Here is a 17,320-nt window from a genome sequence, read left to right on the forward strand (position 1 = left end):
TCTTGCTGTCGGATACCGACGGCTGCTCGAGCAGAACAGCATCCTTGAAGAAGCCGTTCAGCCGGCCCTCGACGATCTTCGGCAGCGCCTGCTCGGGCTTGCCTTCCGCCTTCGCGGTCTCCTCGGCGATGCGGCGTTCGCTGGCCACGACGTCCTCGGGGACATCCTCGCGCGACAAGTACTTGGCCTTCAGCGCGGCGATCTGCAGTGCGGCGGTGTGCGCGGCATCTGCATCGTCGCCGTGAAACTCGACCAAGACCCCGACGGCCGGGGGCAGGTCGGCGGCGCGCTTGTGCAGGTAGGTCTCGACGTTGCCGTCGAAGTACTGCACCCGGCGCAGCTCGAGCTTCTCGCCGATCTTGGCCGAAAGCTCGGCGATGGCCTCCTCGACGGTCTTATCGCCAAGCTTTGCCGCCTTGAGCGTTTCGACGTCGGTGGCCTTGGCATCTAGCGCGGCGTCGACGATCTGGTCGGCCAGGCCCTGGAACTCGGCGTTCTTGGCGACGAAGTCGGTCTCGGAGTTGAGCTCGATCAGGGCGCCGTTCTTCGCCGCCACCAGGCCTTCCGCAGTCGCCCGCTCGGCGCGCTTGCCGACATCCTTCGCTCCCTTGATGCGTAGGGCCTCGACGGCCTTGTCGAAGTCGCCGTCGGCTTCGGCCAGCGCGTTCTTGCAGTCGAGCATCCCGGAACCGGTCAGCTCGCGAAGCCGCTTGACGTCGGCGGCGGTGAAGTTCGCCATATCAGCCTTCCTTAGGAAAGGTCAGGAGTCGTTTGGGTGGGGCCCGCAGCGGCTTCGTTGCCAGCGGAGGGGGCGGCTGTTGCTGTTGCCGTCGCCGAGGCCAGCAGCTCCTGTTCCCATTCGGCGAGCGGCTCGGCGGAGTCGGCCTCGGGCTTGCCGTCGCCGCGGCCCAGCCCGGCGCGGGCCTGCAGACCCTCGGCCACGGCGGACGCGATGACCTTGGTCAGCAGCGCGGCCGAGCGGATCGCGTCGTCGTTGCCCGGGATCGGGTAGTCGACCTCGTCCGGGTCACAGTTGGTGTCGAGGATCGCGATGACCGGGATGCCGAGTTTGCGGGCCTCGCCGACCGCGATGTGCTCCTTGTTGGTGTCGACGACCCAGATCGCCGACGGCACCTTGTTCATGTCGCGGATGCCGCCGAGGCTGCGCTCAAGCTTGTTCTTCTCGCGGGTCAGCCCGAGGATCTCCTTCTTGGTGCGACCCTCGAAGCCGCCGGTCTGCTCCATCGCCTCGAGCTCCTTGAGGCGCTGCAGCCGCTTGTGCACGGTGGAGAAGTTCGTCAGCATGCCGCCCAGCCAGCGCTGGTTCACGTACGGCATGCCGACGCGGGTGGCCTCGGCCGCCACCGATTCCTGCGCCTGCTTCTTAGTGCCGACGAACAGCACCGTGCCGCCGTGAGCGACGGTCTCCTTGACGAACTCGTACGCCTTGTCGATGAACGTCAGGGTCTGCTGCAGGTCGATGATGTAGATGCCGTTGCGGTCGGTGAAGATGAACCGCTTCATCTTGGGATTCCAGCGACGGGTCTGGTGCCCGAAGTGGGTGCCGCTGTCAAGCAGCTGCTTCATGGTGACTACGGCCATGCTTGTGCCTTTACTTGTGGTCGGTTGCTCGCCCGGCATCGGGGTGAGGCCGGGCCCTGGCACCTGCGGAATGCCGCACCCGTTTGAGCATTCAGACGGGACCGCACGGCAATCGGTTGGCTGCAGGCGCGCGAAGTCAGCCCGCTAGCGAGCTGCGACCAGCAGTTTACACCGAACCGGCCGGTCGCTTTTCCACAGGGACGGGTGCGCCTGGTTGGCGGCGGTGGGCCGGCCGTGCCGAGACTGAGCGAGTGCGGTTGACGGCGCTGATTCTCATGCTGGCCCTGATCACCGCCGCGCCGGCGGTTGCCGACGACGTCCGGCTCGATTGGCCCTTGCGTCCGCCTCCCCGCGTCACCCGCGGCTTCGACGCCCCGTCACCCGACTGGAATCCCGGGCACCGGGGCGTCGATCTCGCCGGTGTGCCCGATCAGCCGGTGTACGCCGCCGGCCCGGCCACCGTTGTCTTCGCCGGGCTGCTGGCTGGCCGCCCCGTGGTGTCGCTTGCCCATCCCGGCGGGCTGCGCACCAGCTATGAGCCCGTCCGTGCTCGCGTCAGAGCCGGTCAACGGGTGGTGGCCGAGTCCGTGATCGGCGAGCTGGTGGCCGGGCATCCCGGATGCGGAGCGGCGGCCTGCTTACATTGGGGCGCGATGTGGGGCCCGGCCTCGGGCGCCCACTACGTCGACCCGCTCGGCCTGCTGAAGAGCACGCCGATCCGGCTCAAGCCGCTGAGCCAGGAGAACTTAGGCGCGCGGGTGGGCGCGGTCATGCACCGCCCGCAGCCGGGAGACCGCGACGTGGGTGTACAACTGCGTGGTCGCCAGGCTGGAATGCCCGAGCAGCTCCTGAACGACGCGCAGGTCCGCCCCGCCCTCGAGCAGGTGGGTGGCGGCGCTGTGGCGTAGCCCGTGTGGTCCCATGTCGGGCGCGCCGTCTACCGCGGCGACCGTCTGATGTACGACGGTGCGCGCCTGGCGCACGTCGAGCCGCCGGCCTCGCGCCCCGAGCAGCAGCGCCGGCCCCGACTCCGCCGTCGCCAGGGCGGGACGCCCGTCGGTCAGCCACGCGGCAAGCGCTTCGGTTGCCGGCAACCCGAACGGCGCGCTGCGCTGCTTGTTGCCCTTGCCGAGGACCCGCACCAGGCGGTGCCGGGTGTCCACGTCGTCGATGTCCAGGCCGCAAAGCTCGCTGACCCGAATGCCGGTGGCATATAGCATCTCGACGATCAGCCGGTCCCGCAGAGCCAGCGGATCGCCCTGTTGCGCACCGGATTTCGCGGCCACCATGGCCCGCAGCGCCTGATCCTGACGCAGCACCGCCGGCAGGGTGCGGTGCGCCTTGGGGACCTGCAGCCGCGCGGCGGGATCGCTGGTGAGCACGCCGCGCCGCACTGCCCATGCGGTGAACGCCTTGACCGCCGAGGTGCGTCGGGCCAGCGTGGTCCGGGCCGCGCCGGCGCCGGCCGCCGTCGACAGCCACGCCCGCAGCACCGGCAGGCTCAGCCCGTCGAGGCCGACGCCACGTTGCTCGAGAAACGCGAACAGCGAACGCAGGTCACCCAGGTATGCCCGCCGGGTGTGCGCCGATCGACCGCATTGCAGCGCCAGGTAGTCGTCGAACTCCTCGAGGATCGCCTCCACGGCCCCACATTCGCAGCGATCCGGGTTGGGGCTCAGCCGACGCGCCGGAGCGTTTCCGGGGTGAGATCTTTGCGCGTCGGGTATCCGTCGACGGCCATGGTCAGGTCCGCCTCCGCAAGCAGCGTGCGCAGCACGTGTACGACACCGTCGATCCCCCCGAGCGCCAGCCCGTAAGCGTACGGGCGGCCGACACCGACCGCGGTCGCGCCCAGCGCCAGCGCCTTGACGATGTCGGCGCCGCTGCGGACGCCCGAGTCGAACCAAACCGGTAGCCCGTCGGCCGCCTCGACCACCGCCGGCAGGCAATCCAGCGCCGGCAGGCCGCCGTTGGCCTGCCGGCCACCGTGATTCGAGCAGTAGATGCCGTCGACGCCGCCATCCTTGGCGCGCCGGGCGTCCTCGGGATGGCAGATGCCCTTCACCAGCAGGGGCAGATTGGTCAAGGACCGCAGCCAGCCGAGATCATCCCAGGTCAGAGGATTACCGAAGATTTGCACCCAGCGCAGCACCGCCCCTTGCGGGTCTTCCTCGGGCGGCCGCGCCAGCCCCGCGCGGAAGACCGGGTCGCTGGTGTAGTTCGCCAGGCAGTGCCCGCGCAACTGGGGAAAGTTCGAGGTGCTCAGGTCGCGGGGGCGCCAGCCCGTGACCCAGGTGTCGAGGGTCACGACGATGCCCTTGAAGCCGGCCGCCTCGGCACGCTGAACGAGGCTGGCGGCCAGCTCCCGGTCGGTCGGTGTATACAGCTGGAAGAACCCGGGCGTATCGCCCAGGGCGGCCGCGACGTCCTCCATCGGGTCGACCGACAATGTCGAAGCCACCATGGGAACACCGGTGCGGGCCGCGGCGCAGGCAGTGGCCAGGTCGCCGTGGCCGTCCTGCGCGCACAACCCGATCACGCCGATCGGGGCCATGAACACCGGCGCGGGCACGCTCTGGCCGAACAGCTCCACGGACAGGTCCCGGTGCGCGGCGCCGACGAACATGCGCGGGATGAGGCCCCACCGCTGGAAGGCCTCGCAGTTGGCTCGCTGGGTGCGCTCGTCGCCGGCCCCGCCGGCGACGTACGACCAGACCGACGGCGGCAGCGCCATTTGGGCCTTCGCCTCCCAATCGGCGAAAACCATCGGCAGCGCCGGCACCACTCCGGCCAGGCCCTGCAGGTAGATCTCGTTCTGGTAGTCCCCGAATGCCATGCGATAGAGGATGCCAGCCGGGTGAACGTCGCGCTAAGACGCTGCGGCCTCCGCCTCGGCCAGCTCCTTTTTCCACTGCCGGAAACTCTCTTCGGTGCGGCCCCGCCGCCAGTAACCCGAGATTGACGACGCCCAGTTGGCGTCCACGCCGCGCTCCTTGCGGATGTAACGCCGCAAGTTGTGCATGACTGCCTGTGCTTCCCCGTGAATGAATACGTGCGGCTGTCCCGGCAGCCACGGGGCGGTGGTGACCGCCTCGATCAGCGGTGCGAAATCGCCGGCCCGGTCGTCGAGGACAAGATCGGCGCGGCCGCCGCGATAGACCCAGCTCACCTCGACGGACTCGGGCGCGCGCAACGGAATTTCGTCTTCCGGGCCCGCCACTTCGATGAACGCCTGCCCGACCGCGTCCGGCGGCAAGGCCTCCAGCGCGGTCGCGATCGCGGGCAGCGCCGATTCGTCACCGGCCAGAAGATGCCAATCGGCTGCCGGGTCGGGGGCATACGCACCGCCGGGGCCCATGAGGTGAATCGGCTGGCCCGGACGGGCCGCGTCCGCCCAAGGGCCCGCGATCCCGTGCTCACCATGGACGACGATGTCAACCGCGAGTTCGCCGGCCGCGGCGTCGACGTGCCGGACCGTCATGGTCCGCACCGACGGCTTCTTCTCGGGGGGCAGACCGTCGAAACTGTCCAGTGTCAACGGCGTGGGCAGCCCGGCGACGTCGACATCGTCCGGGACGAATACCAGCTTGACGTAGGAGTCGGTGAATTTGCTCGGCACGAAGGTGTCGAAACGACTGCTACCCAGCACGACACGCACCATGTGCGGTGTGAGCTGCTTGGTGCGGACAACTTCGAAACTCTGCAGGGGTCGACCGGCCACTTATCCTCCTGTCCAGACCCGACCCCCGTCGACTATACGAGGCCGCGCGGTGTCGGTCCGGCCGGCACCGGCGCGCACGATGCGCCACCGCCCCTCGTCGCGCCGCGCCAGCCCGGCCAGCTCCAGCATCGCCAGCGGCCCGAGCACCCGCTCGGGCGCCAACCCCGACGAGACCGCGACCTCGTCGACCGTGACGGCGCCGCGCCCCGGCAGCGCCTCGTACACCCGGCGCTCATCCTCGCTCAGCCCGTCCAGCTCGGTGCCGGGCCGCGGCTGCTCGGGTGCGAATTCGCCGATGTGGCCGACCAATTCGACGATGTCGTCGGCCCGCGTGACCAGTTCGGCGCCGTTGCGCAGCAGTACGTGGCACCCCGCCGACGCCGACGACGTCACCGGCCCGGGCACCGCGGCCACCACCCGCCCCAGTGCCCGCGCCCAGGCGGCGGTGTTGGCGGCGCCGCTGCGCAGCCCGGCCTCCACCACCACGGCGGCCCCCGAAACCGCGGCGACCAGGCGGTTGCGGGTCAAGAAGCGGTGCCGGGCGGGACGCACGCCGGGCGGGTATTCGGTGAACAACAACCCGTGCCGGCCGATGCGGCGCAGCAAGGTGGCGTGGCCGGCGGGATACGGGACGTCGACCCCGCCGGCCAGGGCCGCCACGGTGATGCCGTCGCAGTGCAGCGCGCTGCGGTGCGCCGCGCCGTCGATCCCGTAGGCGCCGCCGGAGACCACCGCGACCTCACGCTCGACCAGGCCGGCCGCCAATTCGGCGGCCACCTGCTCGCCGTACATGGTCGAGGCGCGCGTTCCGACCAGTGCGGCCGCGCGCCGGGCCACGTCGTCGAGGCGGTGCGGCCCCAGCGCCCACAACACCAGCGGCGGCCCGCCGCGAGCCTGGACCGCGGCGCCGCCGAAGGCGGCGAACGCGAGCGTCGGCCACTCGTCGCTGTCCGGGGTTATCAGTCGGCCACCGAGGCGCGCGAGCACAGCGAGATCCGCTGCGGCCGTGGCGATTTCGCGCCTGGCTTCGGTATGCCGCGACAAGGCCTCGTCCACCGCGCCGCGCCGGACCCGCTCGGCCGCCTCCACCGGCCCGACCCGCCCTACCAGCTCCGCCAGCCCCGCGCAGGGCGGCTCGGCCACCCGCGACAGGTAGGCCCACGACAGCGCCACCGGATTGGCCGGCGTCATCGCTGCGCCCCCGCCTGCCGGAAGCTCAGCGCGGCGGCGACCTCGCCGGGCCCGGGCGCCGCCCGGCCGGCCAGATCGGCCAGACTCCAGGCGACTCGCAACGTGCGGTCCAAGCCGCGGATGCTGAGCAGTCCGTTGTCTAGCGCTCTGCGCAGCGGCTCCATGGCGGCGTTGCCCGGGCGGAACTTGCGCCGCAACAGGGTCCCGCTGACCTCCGCGTTGGTGCGGACGCCGTAGGGCCGCCAACGTTCGGCCGCCGCGTCGCGTGCCGCGGCCACCCGGCCGCGCACCTGCGCCGTCGACTCGCCGTCGGTGACCGAGATCGCCCCGGCGCGAACCGGATTCATCTGCACCCGCAGGTCGACCCGGTCCATCAGGGGCCCGGACAGCTTGCCCAGGTAGCGCCGCTTGGCCGGCGCCGCGCAGACGCAGTCGCGCGGGTCGGCCGGCGCGCACGGGCACGGGTTGGCGGCCAGCACCAGCTGGAAGCGGGCCGGGTAGGTGGCCACCCCGTCACGGCGGGCCAGCCGAATCTCGCCGTCCTCCAACGGCGTTCGCAACGCCTCCAGCGCCCGCACGCTGATCTCGGCGCACTCGTCGAGGAACAGCACGCCCCGGTGGGCGCGGCTGACGGCGCCCGGGCGGGCCATCCCCGAGCCGCCGCCGACCAGCGCCGCGACGCTCGAGCTGTGGTGTGGCGCCACAAACGGTGGCCTGGTGATCAACGGCGTGTCCGCGGCCAGCAGGCCGGCCACCGAGTGGATCGCGGTGACCTCGAGGGACTCCTCCTCGGTCAGCGGCGGCAGCAGACCCGGAAGCCGTTGAGCCAGCATGGTTTTGCCCACACCGGGCGGCCCGGTCAGCATCAGGTGATGCGCGCCGGCGGCGGCCACCTCCACCGCGAACCGCGCCTGCGACTGGCCGACCACGTCGGCCAGGTCGGTCGCCGGCTCGGGCTCGGAGGTACCCCCGCTGACCCTGGGGTCCAGGCGACCGGAGCCGCCGAGCCAGCCCCGCAGCTGCCGCAGCGTGCGCACGCCCCAGACGTCGATCCCGTCGACCAGGCTGGCCTCGGCCAGGTTGTCGACCGGGACGACGACCGCCGGCCAACCCTCGCGCCTGGCGGCGAGCACAGCGGGCAGCACCCCGCGAACCGGCCGGACCCGCCCGTCCAGTGACAGCTCCCCCAGCAGCACCGTCTTCTCCAGGCGCTCCCAGGGGTGCTTTCGCTGGGCCGACAACACCGCCGCTGCCAGGGCGATGTCGTAGACCGACCCCATCTTCGGCAACGTCGCCGGCGACAGCGCGAGCGTCAGCCGGGCCTGCGGCCAGTCCTTGTTGCCGCAATTGCTGACCGCCGCGCGCACCCGGTCGCGGGACTCCTGCAGGGCGGCGTCGGGCAGGCCGACCAGGTGCACGCCAGGCAATCCGGAACTGATGTCGGCCTCGATCTCGACGATCTGGCCGTCCAACCCGCGCACCGCGACAGAGAACGCCCGCCCCAGCGCCATCAGCCGATCCCCCGCAGGTGGGTGATCTCCGGGGTGCGGCCCGAATTTTTGGGTCCGACCCGCACGCCGATGACGTCGAGGCGCACCGCCGCCCAGCGCTGGTCCTGGCCGGCCAGCCACAGCCCGGCCAGCCGCCGCAGCCGCCCGACCTTGCGCGGCGTGACCGCGTGCGCCAGCCCGCCGTACCCGTCGCCGGTGCGGGTCTTCACCTCGACGAACACCACCGTGCGGGTAGCGTCGTCGCAGGCGATCACGTCCAGTTCGCCGTAGCGGCACCGCCAATTGCGGCCCAGGATCCGCAGTCTCATCCGGGTCAGGTGGTCCACCGCGAGCGCCTCGCCCATCGCCCCCAGCTGGATCCGGGTCATCGTCGTGTGGGTCGTCATGGGAGCCAACCGTGCCTGGCGGGCCCGACACGAGCCGACGTCGCGGATGCCGAATGGCGCCGAAACCGGCGGTTGTCCCCAGACGCGGGTCCATCCACAGGCGCTTACGTGATGCGGTCGGCCCTCGTGTAGATGTTCATCGAGTCCTTGCGCAGGAAGGCGACCAGTGTGATTCCGGACTCCTCGGCCAGCGACACCGCGAGCGAGGACGGCGCGGAGACCGCGGCCAGCACCGGAATTCCGGCCATCACAGCTTTTTGCGTCAGCTCGAAGGAAGCCCGCCCGCTGACCAGCAGCACCGAGGCCGCCACCGGAACGCGGTCCTGTTCCAGCGCCCAGCCGATGACCTTGTCCACCGCGTTGTGTCTGCCGATGTCCTCCCGCACCACGAGCATCGTGCCGTCCACTCCGAACAAGGCCGCGCCGTGCAGGCCGCCGGTGCAGTCGAAAACCTTTTGGGCGGAACGGAGTTGGCCGGGCATCGCCTTCAGCGTGGTCGCGGCGACGGCGGCGGCATCCGCACCCGGCGAGAAGCGACCGATCAGCCGGACCGCCTCCAGCGACGCCTTGCCGCAGACCCCGCACGACGAGGTGGTGTAGAAGTTGCGGGTCACATCGAGTCCGGGCGGCTTAACGCCGGGAGCCAGTGCCACGTCGATCACGTTGTAAGTGTTGGGATTATCATCGACGCGCCCGGCGCAGTAGCGCATGCTCAGCACGTCCTCGCGACTGCCGATGACGCCCTCGGTGAGCAGAAAGCCTTGCGCCAGTTCGATATCCGAGCCGGGCGTGCGCATGGTCACCATGATCGGCGCACCGTTGACGCGGATCTCGAGCGGCTCCTCGACCACGAGGGTCTCCGGGCGGGTGACGGCCCGATCCCCGGCGAGATGACGCGCGCGTCGACGCGTGGTTACCTGGCGCCGCACGCCGTCAAGCTACCCGCGCCGTCATACCGCCCCGGCCAGCGCCGCCAGGGTTTCCGCCGAGGAGTGAACTGGTCGCCAGCCGAGCTGCGTCGTCGCCTTCGTCGTGTCCATGACCACCGACGTCCGCGCGACGTGCAGCCACTCCAGCATGGAGGGGACGAACGGCACCCGAGCAATCGCCGCCGAGGCGGCCGACGCGGCGGCGGCGGGGACCCGTACCGGCCGGCCTCCCAGCGCCCTGGCCACCTCGGAAAGCGTCACCACACCGTCGCCGGCGATGTTGTATGCGCCCGGCGGCGCCGGCGTCGTGGCCGCCAGCGCGATCGCTTCCGCCACGTCGTCGTGGTGGACGAGCTGCAGCGGGAAGCCGGGGTCCGGCACGATCGGTTTCAATATCGGCGCAACCTTCGACAGCGCACGCACGGGCCCAGGCAGCTGGTTCCACGGCATGGCGTCGGCCAGGGCGGTTGCCCTTGGTCCGGCGACGATGCACGGGCGCAAGATGAACACCTCCAGTGCGGAGTCCTTCGTGATCTCGGCGAGCAGTGCCTCACACTCAGCCTTCTGCGCCGAGTAGTAGTGCTCGGAGGACCCGCGCGTCGGCACCTCCTCAGTGAGCGGTACGGGGTTGTCGGAATGGTAACCGTAGGCCGCCACCGAGGAGGTGTAAACCAAGCGCCGCGGCCGTAAGGCCGCAACTGTTGCCTCGAAGACGTTCCGCGTTCCCGCGAGGTTGATGCGCGCACTTTCCTCGCGCGTCCCCATGATGATGAATGCCAGGTGGATCACCACATCGGCCTGTGCCACCAGTGCGTCGACAGCCTCGCGGTCCAAGATGTCGCCCTGCTGGTAGGTGGTTTTCACCCAGCCGTGCGAGGCGGGGTCAAACGGCCGGCGCGCCATCCCCACGATGGCGTCCACCGTCGGCTCGCGCTCCAGAGCCGTCACGGCGGAAACGCCGATCTCTCCGGTCGGCCCTGTGACAGCTACGGTGACGCCCACCTGACGTGTCCTTCCCTTCCGGCGCGGCCCTAAACCCGCGTGCATCGCGGCCACAAGCGGTCACGAATGCCGATACTGTCAACTAAGGTTCGTGAGTCACCGGCTATCGGCGCCGCGGGAAACGAGGCACAACATGGCAAGCGAATCGTATGCCGACGCGAACGGATCGATACCCGGGGGGGAGAAGGCCGACCCGGCGACAGTCTTCGCGGCCCTTGCGGAGATCATCTACCACGGCTCGAACGCCAATGAGATGTACGCGGCCATCTGTGTCGCCGCGACCCTGGCCATCCGCGGCTGTGATCACGCCAGCTTGCTGGTGCGCGAAAACGGCCGCTACATCACGGTGGGCGCCAGTGACCGGTTCGCGCAGCGAATCGACGACCTCGAGCGGCGGGCCGGTGACGGACCGTGCATCGACGCGATCGAGGAGGAGACCCCGCAGATCGACCCCGACCTGACCACGGCGTCGCACTGGCCGAAGCTGGCGTCGGTCCTCGTCGCCGAGACACCCGTGCGCGGCGCGATGGGCTTCCGGATCTTGGTTGACAAGCGCAAAGGCGCCGCGCTCAACCTCTTCAGCGACACCCCCAACATGTTCGATGCCGAGTCAGCCGGCCGGGCGGCCGTGCTGGCGGCGTTCGCCAGCGTGGCCATCAATGCGATCGCGAAGGGAGAAGACGCGGCGAGCCTGCGGCGGGGACTGATCAGCAATCGCGAAATCGGCAAGGCGGTCGGCATGCTGATGCTGCTGCACCAAGTGACCGAAAACGAGGCGTTCGACCTGCTGCGGCGCCACTCCCAGACCCTCAACATCAAGCTGGCGGAGGTGGCGCGGGTCGTGATCGAAAACCGCGGCCGATTACCGTCCCAGGACGAGGATCAGCATCAGCCGCTAAGTTAGCTGCCGATTCCGGGCTATTCCGGCAGCCGCAACTCGGGCTTCTCCACCTCTTCGATGTTGACGTCCTTGAAGGTGACGACCCGCACGTGCTTGACGAAGCGTGCCGGCCGGTACATGTCCCATACCCAGGCGTCGGAGAGGCGCAGCTCGAAGTAGACCTCGCCGTCGGCGTTGCGCGGCATCATCTCCACGCTGTTCGCCAGGTAGAACCGCCGCTCGGTTTCCACGACGTAGCTGAACTGGCCGACGATGTCCTTGTATTCGCGGTACAGCGAGAGCTCCATCTCGGTTTCGTACTTTTCGAGATCTTCTGCACTCATCTGCCACTCATCTGCTCAGACGTCCTTCTCCCTGACGTGGGAACGTGTTCCCATCTTTCCTCACCCGCATCCGGCACGCTCGGCCGGAGGGTCCGGTTTGCATTCGGCCACCACCCGTGAACCGGACGCGGTCGCCACCCGACGGACGTTGATGAACGAATAGCGGTGCTCGCGGCAGGGGCCCAGTCGGGACAGCGCCTTGGAATGTGCAGGCGTGCTGTAGCCCTTGTGCTCGGCGAAGCCATAGCCGGGATGGTCGGCGTCCATCGCGACCATCAGCCGATCCCGGCTGACTTTCGCCAGCACGCTCGCCGCTGCGATGCAGGCCGCTACGGCATCCCCTCCGATGACCGGCAACGACGGCATGGGCAGGCCGGGAACGCGGAAACCATCGCTGAGGACATAACCCGGTCGCACCGGCAGGCCGGCCACCGCGCGACGCATGCCCTCGATGTTGGCTACATGTACCCCGCGCCGGTCGACCTCTTCCGACGGGATGAAGACCACGTGGTAAGCCAGGGCGTAGCGGCAGATCAACGGAAACAGCTTCTCCCGCATCTTTTCCGTGAGCTTCTTCGAGTCATCCAGTGCTGCAAGGCTTTCCAGCCGTCCCGATCCCAGCACACATGCCGCCACCACCAGCGGACCCGCACACGCCCCCCGGCCCACCTCGTCCACCCCGGCCACCGGCCCCAGGCCGCTGCGGTAGAGCGCCGACTCCAGGGTGCGCAGACCTCCGGACTTGCGGATCACCGTCCGCGGCGGCCAGGTGGTGGCCATGGCTACTGGTTCGGCTGGGGGTTCACCGATCCGACGCCGCCCCACCGCGACGGCGGCCAGACGATGAACCTGGCCTTGCCGATGACATTGGACACGGGCACCGTCCCCGACATCGGATCGCCGGTGCACAGCACTCCCTTGAGGGCATCGGCCGGGATGCTCGTGCAGTGGGCGCGCGAGTCCGCCGAGTGCGTCCGGTTGTCACCCATCACCCACAACCGTCCCTGCGGGACGGTGACCGGCCCGAATTCGCTGCCCAGGCAGGGATACACCGACGGGTTGGCCATCATGGTGGCGGGATCCAGGTACGGCTCCTTGAGCGGCTTGCCGTTGACGGTCAGCCCCGTGTCCGCCCGGCACTGCACGGTTTGCCCCCCGACCGCGATCACCCGCTTGACCAGGTCGTTTTCGTCCGGAGGGACAAAACCGATGACCGACAGCGCGTTCTGCAGCCAGCGCAACGCGGTGTTGTTCGACCGGATGGACTTGTATCCGGCGTTCCAGGAGGGCGGTCCCTTGAAAACGATCACATCACCGGGGCGCGGTTGACCGAACCATTGGTAAGTGAGCTTGTCGACCATGATGCGGTCGCCGACGCAACCCGTGCATCCGTGCAGCGTGGGCTCCATGGATTCGGACGGAATCAGGTACGGGCGGGCGACGAACGTCAGCATCACGTAATAGAGCCCGACGGCGATCACCGCGAGGTACACGAGCTCGCGAAGCGTGGACTTCTTCTTGCGCTCCGGCTCGGCGGCTTCTGGGGACGCTGCGGCGGGCCCCTCGGGAGCGGTGGCATGGCCGTCCGCGGCGGGCGCGTCCGGTGCGCGGGTGGAAACCGGCGGTTCCTGCTGGCCGGCGTCGGACGGCTGCTCGGGCGAGTCCGGGTTGTCGGTCACGGGATCAGCGTAGCCAGCGCAGGTCGTGGCCTGGCGAACCGCCGGTCAGCGCTTTTCCTTGATCTTGGCCTTCTTGCCGCGGAGTTCTCGCAGGTAGTAGAGCTTGGCGCGGCGGACGTCGCCACGGGTCACCACCTCGATATGGTCGATGTTCGGCGAATGCACCGGAAAAGTCCGCTCGACGCCGACGCCGTAGCTCTCCTTGCGCACGGTGAACGTCTCGCGGATGCCGCCACCCTGCCGGCGGATCACGACGCCCTTGAAAACCTGGATGCGCTCCTTGGCGCCCTCGATCACCTTGACGTGCACGTTGATGGTGTCACCCGGGTTGAAGGCCGGGATGTCGTCGCGCAGCGACGCCTGGTCGACGAAGTCCAGCCTGTTCATTTCAGAGCACACTTCCTTGCGGTCGCGGCTTGCGGTGGCCGCCGACGCGCAGGCGTGGCGGCGGTCATCAAGCCGATGGTTTCGGGCTTTGGTGCGTATCCCGCAGCAGGCGGGACCACCCGGCCCGCTCAAAGGTTCGAGATAGCTGACCAATTGTGCCAGACGGGCGGGGCGCTGCGAAAATCACATGTAAAGGCTGCGTTAGTAACAGACGGAAAGTGCCTGGTGAATGGTACACATGACTCGGGTCGGAACGCGCCGGTCAAACCGAAACTTCGGCGCCGGGGAAGATGGCGATGCGGCCCGCCCATGCCCGGACATTACGTCGGAGGAGATCGAGGATGCGCCGCCGCCGGCTTACCGCGCTCGCCGCTGTCGCGGTGGTGACGCTGGTGCTGGCCGGATGCGACGAGGCACTTCTCGAGGCGCAGCTCCCCCAAAGGCAATCCGCTCGGCCGACGCAGAGCGCGCCCGCGCGTCCGTCCGCGCCGCAGCAACCGGAAACCGTGCAATTGCTGCTGGACTCCGCCATGATGGCCGGGCCGCCGTCTGCGCTGTCGAACACACGAATCGGTGGGCTCGCGGCCCGCATCCAACAGGCGATCGACCAGGCCGCCGCCGGCCGCGCCGCGCTCTCGGTAGCCGTCCTCGATCGCAAGACGCGCGAGCTGGTCTCCAACGGCAACACCCAGGTCATCGGCACCGCCTCGGTGGCCAAGCTCTTCATCGCCGACGAATTGCTGCTGGCCGAATCCCAGGGCAAGACCACCGTCTCTCCGGAAGACCGCCAGGCCCTCGATGCCATGTTGCAGTCGTCCGATGACGCGGCCGCCGAGAAGTTCTGGGGGCAGGGCGGTGGCGACGCGATCATCACCCGGGTCGCGGCGCGCTACGGCCTGTCGTCCACTACCCCGCCCGACGACGGGCGCTGGTGGAACACGATGAGCTCGCTGACCGATCTCATCCGCTACTACGACATGCTGCTCGACGGGTCGGGCGGGCTGCCCGTCGAGCGGGCCATGATCATCGTTGGCGACCTGTCCCGGTCCACGCCGACCGGAGTCGACGGCTACCCCCAGCGGTTTGGGATCCCCGACGGCCTGTTCGCCGAACCCGTGGCCGTCAAACAGGGCTGGATGTGCTGTATCGGCAGCGATTGGATGCACCTGTCGACCGGTGTGGTCGGCGCGGACCACCGCTACGTCATCGCGGTCCAGTCGCTGCAGACCTCCGACGACGCCACCGCGCGAGAAACGATCACCGAGGCCGTCAAGACGATATTTCCCGACGGCCGGATCTGAGTTGGTCCTAGTCGCCCAACAACTCGGGGCGGCGCTCGCGGGTCCGCTGCAGCGACGTCTCGCGGCGCCAGGCGGCGATCCGCGCGTGATCTCCGGACAACAACACGTCGGGGACGTCGAGCCCGCGCCAATTCGGCGGGCGGGTGTAGCTCGGGCCCTCCAGCAGCCGGCCCAGGGCGGCCGAGTGCGAATCGTCTTGGTGCGACGCCGGATTGCCAAGAACACCGTCCAGCAGCCGCAACACGGCCTCGATCATCACCACAGCCGCCGATTCCCCGCCCGGCAACACGTAGTCACCGATCGAGACTTCCTCGACGCGCATCCGCCGCGCGGCGTCCTCGATGACACGCTGGTCGATGCCCTCGTAGCGGCCGCAGGCGAACACCAGGTGCGTCTCGGTGGTCCAGCGCTGAGCGGTCGCCTGGGTGAACAACGACCCGGCAGGAGTGGGAACTATCAAAAGCGTTTCGCCCGAACAAATTTCGTCGAGCGCCTCGCCCCATACCGGCGCCTTCATCACCATGCCGGGGCCGCCGCCGTAGGGTGCGTCGTCCACCGAGCGGTGCACGTCGTGAGTCCACCGCCGCAGGTCGTGCACGTGCAGCTCGACCACGCCCGACGCAATAGCCTTGCCCGGCAACGATTGTCGCAGCGGATCCAGGTAGGCCGGAAAGATGGTCACCACGTCTATTCGTAGGTCTATTCGCGGGTCTATCCGCGGGTCTGTACGCACTACCGCCCCAGATCCAGCAGTCCGTCGGGCGGATCGATCTCCACCATGCGCTCGTCCAGCGACACCGACGTGACGATCGCGCTGACGAACGGAACGAGCACTTCCCCGGATTCCCGTCGCACCGCCAACAACTCTCCCGCCGCGGTGTGCAACACCTCGGTGACGACACCGACGTCCTGTCCCGCCCCCGTGCGGACCTGAAGCCCCTCGAGCTGGTGGTCATAGTAGGTGTCCGGCTCATCGATCGGCGGCAGCTCATCGGAGTCCACGACGAACAGGGCGCCCCGCAAACCATCGGCGGCGTCGCGGTCGGCCACGCCGACCAATCGCAGCAGCAGCCGGCCGCCGTGTTCTCGCGCGTCTGCGACGACGTACCTGCGTTCCTCGTCACCGTTACGAGATATCTTGGCCCGCAACGTATTACCCGGCGCGAACCGGGCGGCGGGGTCATCGGTGCGGATTTCGACGACCACCTCGCCGCCCACGCCGTGCGCTTTGACGACGCGCCCGACCGTCAACTCCAACGGAGTTCCATCAGCAGCGCTCCGCTACCGGTCGGTGTCCACCACATCGACGCGGATACCGCGGCCACCGATCCCGGCGACCAGCGTGCGCAACGCGGTCGCCGTTCGTCCTCCGCGACCGATTACCTTGCCCAGGTCATCGGGATGGACGTGGACTTCCACGGTCCGCCCACGGCGGCTGGTGACCAAATCGACGCGGACGTCGTCCGGGTTGTCGACGATCCCGCGTACCAGATGCTCGACGGCGTCGACCACGACGGTACTCATGCGCCGGTCAGCTTTCGGCGGCCGGCTGGTCCGGCTGGGCCGGCTCGGGCTGCTGGCCACCCTCGCCCGGCGCGGGCCCCGTCGCCGCGGCGTCGGCTTCGGCGGCGTCCGCGGTCGCAACCTCGGGCCTGGCCTCGGGCTCGGCCGCCTTGGCGGCCCTCTTGGCGCCCGACGTCGACGTCTTCTTCTTCGGTTTCGCGGCCTCGGTGCTCGGGGCACCGTCGGCTTCGGCCAGCGCGGCGTTGAACAGCTCGAGCTTGGTGGGCTTGGCCGGAGCGAACTTCAGGCGGCCTTCGGAGCCGGGCAGTCCCTTGAACTTCTGCCAGTCGCCGGTGATCTTCAGCAGCTTGAGGACCGGCTCGGTGGGCTGGGCACCCACCGAAAGCCAGTACTGGGCGCGCTCGGAGTCGATTTCGATGAGGCTCGGGTCTTCCTTCGGGTGGTAGCGTCCGATGACCTCGATGGAGCGGCCGTCGCGGCGGGTGCGAGCGTCGGCGACGGCGATGCGGTACTGGGGATTGCGGATCTTGCCAAGCCGGGTGAGCTTGATCTTCACAGCCATGGTTGAGCGACTTCTCCTGTGTGTGTCACGCTGCAATTCAGCGGCCGGGGCGGGATGCCAGGGCCCGGTTTTGCCTCGCGTGTATGACCGGCCGAACGAGCACCCGGCAAAGGTGGGTCGCGCGGCGGACAGCCGCCCATTGTGCCAGAGCGAGGTTAGGCCGCAAAAACCGTCGGACTTATAGCGGGCTGCTAAAGAATTTTTTGGAAGCACTTGGCCTCGACCCGGCGCGTCATCCGCCAACCCGCCGGCGTGCGCAGGAACTCGTCGTCGTACCACAAGCCGCAGAACAGCACCTGAT

General features: G+C 69.2%; 20 protein-coding genes and 2 pseudogenes. 3 read left to right on the top strand and 19 right to left on the bottom strand.

From position 1 onward, the window contains the following. Positions 1 to 739, bottom strand: a 739-nt coding sequence (tsf, locus tag JO059_RS08650) for a translation elongation factor Ts (RefSeq protein WP_293315714.1), incomplete at its 3' end; no start/stop codon positions are given. Positions 740 to 750: 11 nt separating this feature from the next. Beyond that, positions 751 to 1,602, bottom strand: coding sequence for a 30S ribosomal protein S2 (gene rpsB, locus JO059_RS08655; RefSeq protein WP_293315715.1), 852 nt, complete (start codon positions 1,600 to 1,602; stop codon positions 751 to 753). Between the two features lie 275 nt (positions 1,603 to 1,877). On the opposite strand from rpsB, the pseudogene JO059_RS08660 reads away from it, so the two are divergent. Further along, positions 1,878 to 2,339 (top strand): annotated as a pseudogene (locus tag JO059_RS08660) (M23 family metallopeptidase); the annotation flags it as partial. A 9-nt stretch (positions 2,340 to 2,348) separates the two neighbouring features. Here the strand turns inward: JO059_RS08660 and JO059_RS08665 are convergent. The 8 genes from JO059_RS08665 to JO059_RS08700 form a co-directional block, all read right to left on the bottom strand. Beyond that, positions 2,349 to 3,245 (bottom strand): tyrosine recombinase XerC, encoded by an 897-nt coding sequence (locus tag JO059_RS08665; protein ID WP_293315716.1) that lies wholly within the window; start codon positions 3,243 to 3,245, stop codon positions 2,349 to 2,351. A 32-nt stretch (positions 3,246 to 3,277) separates the two neighbouring features. Beyond that, complete coding sequence (locus JO059_RS08670) at positions 3,278 to 4,438, bottom strand: lactate 2-monooxygenase (protein ID WP_293315717.1); 1,161 nt, start codon at positions 4,436 to 4,438, stop codon at positions 3,278 to 3,280. A gap of 33 nt (positions 4,439 to 4,471) precedes the next feature. Next, positions 4,472 to 5,323: a siderophore-interacting protein gene (locus JO059_RS08675; protein ID WP_293315718.1), complete on the bottom strand. Its 852-nt coding sequence runs from the start codon at positions 5,321 to 5,323 to the stop codon at positions 4,472 to 4,474. Beyond that, a complete protein-coding gene (dprA, locus tag JO059_RS08680) occupies positions 5,324 to 6,514 on the bottom strand; it encodes a DNA-processing protein DprA (protein ID WP_293315719.1) in 1,191 nt (396 codons plus the stop codon). Further along, positions 6,511 to 8,025 (bottom strand): YifB family Mg chelatase-like AAA ATPase, encoded by a 1,515-nt coding sequence (locus JO059_RS08685; protein WP_293315720.1) that lies wholly within the window; start codon positions 8,023 to 8,025, stop codon positions 6,511 to 6,513. Before JO059_RS08685 ends, dprA begins: the two co-directional genes overlap by 4 nt. Next, a complete protein-coding gene (locus JO059_RS08690; RefSeq protein WP_293315721.1) occupies positions 8,025 to 8,411 on the bottom strand; it encodes a YraN family protein in 387 nt (128 codons plus the stop codon). The genes JO059_RS08685 and JO059_RS08690 overlap by 1 nt, the downstream gene beginning before the upstream one ends. Positions 8,412 to 8,515: 104 nt before the next feature. Further along, a complete protein-coding gene (gene fdhD, locus JO059_RS08695) occupies positions 8,516 to 9,340 on the bottom strand; it encodes a formate dehydrogenase accessory sulfurtransferase FdhD (protein WP_293315722.1) in 825 nt (274 codons plus the stop codon). Positions 9,341 to 9,361: 21 nt separating this feature from the next. Continuing rightward, on the bottom strand, positions 9,362 to 10,342 hold the full coding sequence (locus tag JO059_RS08700) for an SDR family oxidoreductase (RefSeq protein WP_293315723.1): 981 nt from the start codon (positions 10,340 to 10,342) through the stop codon (positions 9,362 to 9,364). Between the two features lie 133 nt (positions 10,343 to 10,475). Between JO059_RS08700 and JO059_RS08705 the strand changes: the two genes are divergently transcribed. Further along, positions 10,476 to 11,246, top strand: a complete 771-nt coding sequence (locus JO059_RS08705) for a GAF and ANTAR domain-containing protein (protein WP_293315725.1) — start codon at positions 10,476 to 10,478, stop codon at positions 11,244 to 11,246. A 14-nt stretch (positions 11,247 to 11,260) separates the two neighbouring features. On the opposite strand, the gene JO059_RS08710 is transcribed toward JO059_RS08705, so the two are convergent. The 4 genes from JO059_RS08710 to rplS are packed head-to-tail and all read right to left on the bottom strand — an operon-like array spanning position 11,261 to position 13,632. Beyond that, the gene (locus tag JO059_RS08710; RefSeq protein ID WP_067116504.1) at positions 11,261 to 11,566 is read right to left on the bottom strand and encodes a DUF2469 domain-containing protein; all 306 of its coding nucleotides are present in this window, start codon (positions 11,564 to 11,566) and stop codon (positions 11,261 to 11,263) included. A 60-nt stretch (positions 11,567 to 11,626) separates the two neighbouring features. After that, entirely contained in the window at positions 11,627 to 12,346 is a 720-nt protein-coding gene (locus JO059_RS08715; RefSeq protein WP_293315729.1) for a ribonuclease HII, read from the bottom strand. 2 nt (positions 12,347 to 12,348) lie between these two features. Continuing rightward, the gene (gene lepB / locus JO059_RS08720; protein ID WP_293315731.1) at positions 12,349 to 13,245 is read right to left on the bottom strand and encodes a signal peptidase I; all 897 of its coding nucleotides are present in this window, start codon (positions 13,243 to 13,245) and stop codon (positions 12,349 to 12,351) included. Between the two features lie 45 nt (positions 13,246 to 13,290). Beyond that, positions 13,291 to 13,632 (bottom strand): 50S ribosomal protein L19, encoded by a 342-nt coding sequence (rplS, locus tag JO059_RS08725; protein WP_044510756.1) that lies wholly within the window; start codon positions 13,630 to 13,632, stop codon positions 13,291 to 13,293. Between the two features lie 341 nt (positions 13,633 to 13,973). On the opposite strand from rplS, the gene JO059_RS08730 reads away from it, so the two are divergent. Then, complete coding sequence (locus tag JO059_RS08730; protein WP_293315741.1) at positions 13,974 to 14,933, top strand: hypothetical protein; 960 nt, start codon at positions 13,974 to 13,976, stop codon at positions 14,931 to 14,933. A 7-nt stretch (positions 14,934 to 14,940) separates the two neighbouring features. On the opposite strand, the gene trmD is transcribed toward JO059_RS08730, so the two are convergent. The 5 genes and pseudogenes from trmD to JO059_RS08755 form a co-directional block, all read right to left on the bottom strand. Next, positions 14,941 to 15,636: a tRNA (guanosine(37)-N1)-methyltransferase TrmD gene (trmD, locus tag JO059_RS08735; protein ID WP_293315751.1), complete on the bottom strand. Its 696-nt coding sequence runs from the start codon at positions 15,634 to 15,636 to the stop codon at positions 14,941 to 14,943. Between the two features lie 29 nt (positions 15,637 to 15,665). Further along, the gene (gene rimM / locus JO059_RS08740) at positions 15,666 to 16,190 is read right to left on the bottom strand and encodes a ribosome maturation factor RimM (protein WP_293315743.1); all 525 of its coding nucleotides are present in this window, start codon (positions 16,188 to 16,190) and stop codon (positions 15,666 to 15,668) included. A gap of 24 nt (positions 16,191 to 16,214) precedes the next feature. After that, on the bottom strand, positions 16,215 to 16,457 hold the full coding sequence (locus tag JO059_RS08745; RefSeq protein ID WP_085180768.1) for an RNA-binding protein: 243 nt from the start codon (positions 16,455 to 16,457) through the stop codon (positions 16,215 to 16,217). A 7-nt stretch (positions 16,458 to 16,464) separates the two neighbouring features. Continuing rightward, positions 16,465 to 17,019: a 30S ribosomal protein S16 gene (gene rpsP / locus JO059_RS08750; RefSeq protein ID WP_293315749.1), complete on the bottom strand. Its 555-nt coding sequence runs from the start codon at positions 17,017 to 17,019 to the stop codon at positions 16,465 to 16,467. A gap of 191 nt (positions 17,020 to 17,210) precedes the next feature. Next, a pseudogene (locus JO059_RS08755) lies at positions 17,211 to 17,320 on the bottom strand (nuclear transport factor 2 family protein); the annotation flags it as partial.

Source organism: Mycobacterium sp., from assembly GCF_019247615.1.
Lineage (GTDB): Bacteria > Actinomycetota > Actinomycetes > Mycobacteriales > Mycobacteriaceae > Mycobacterium.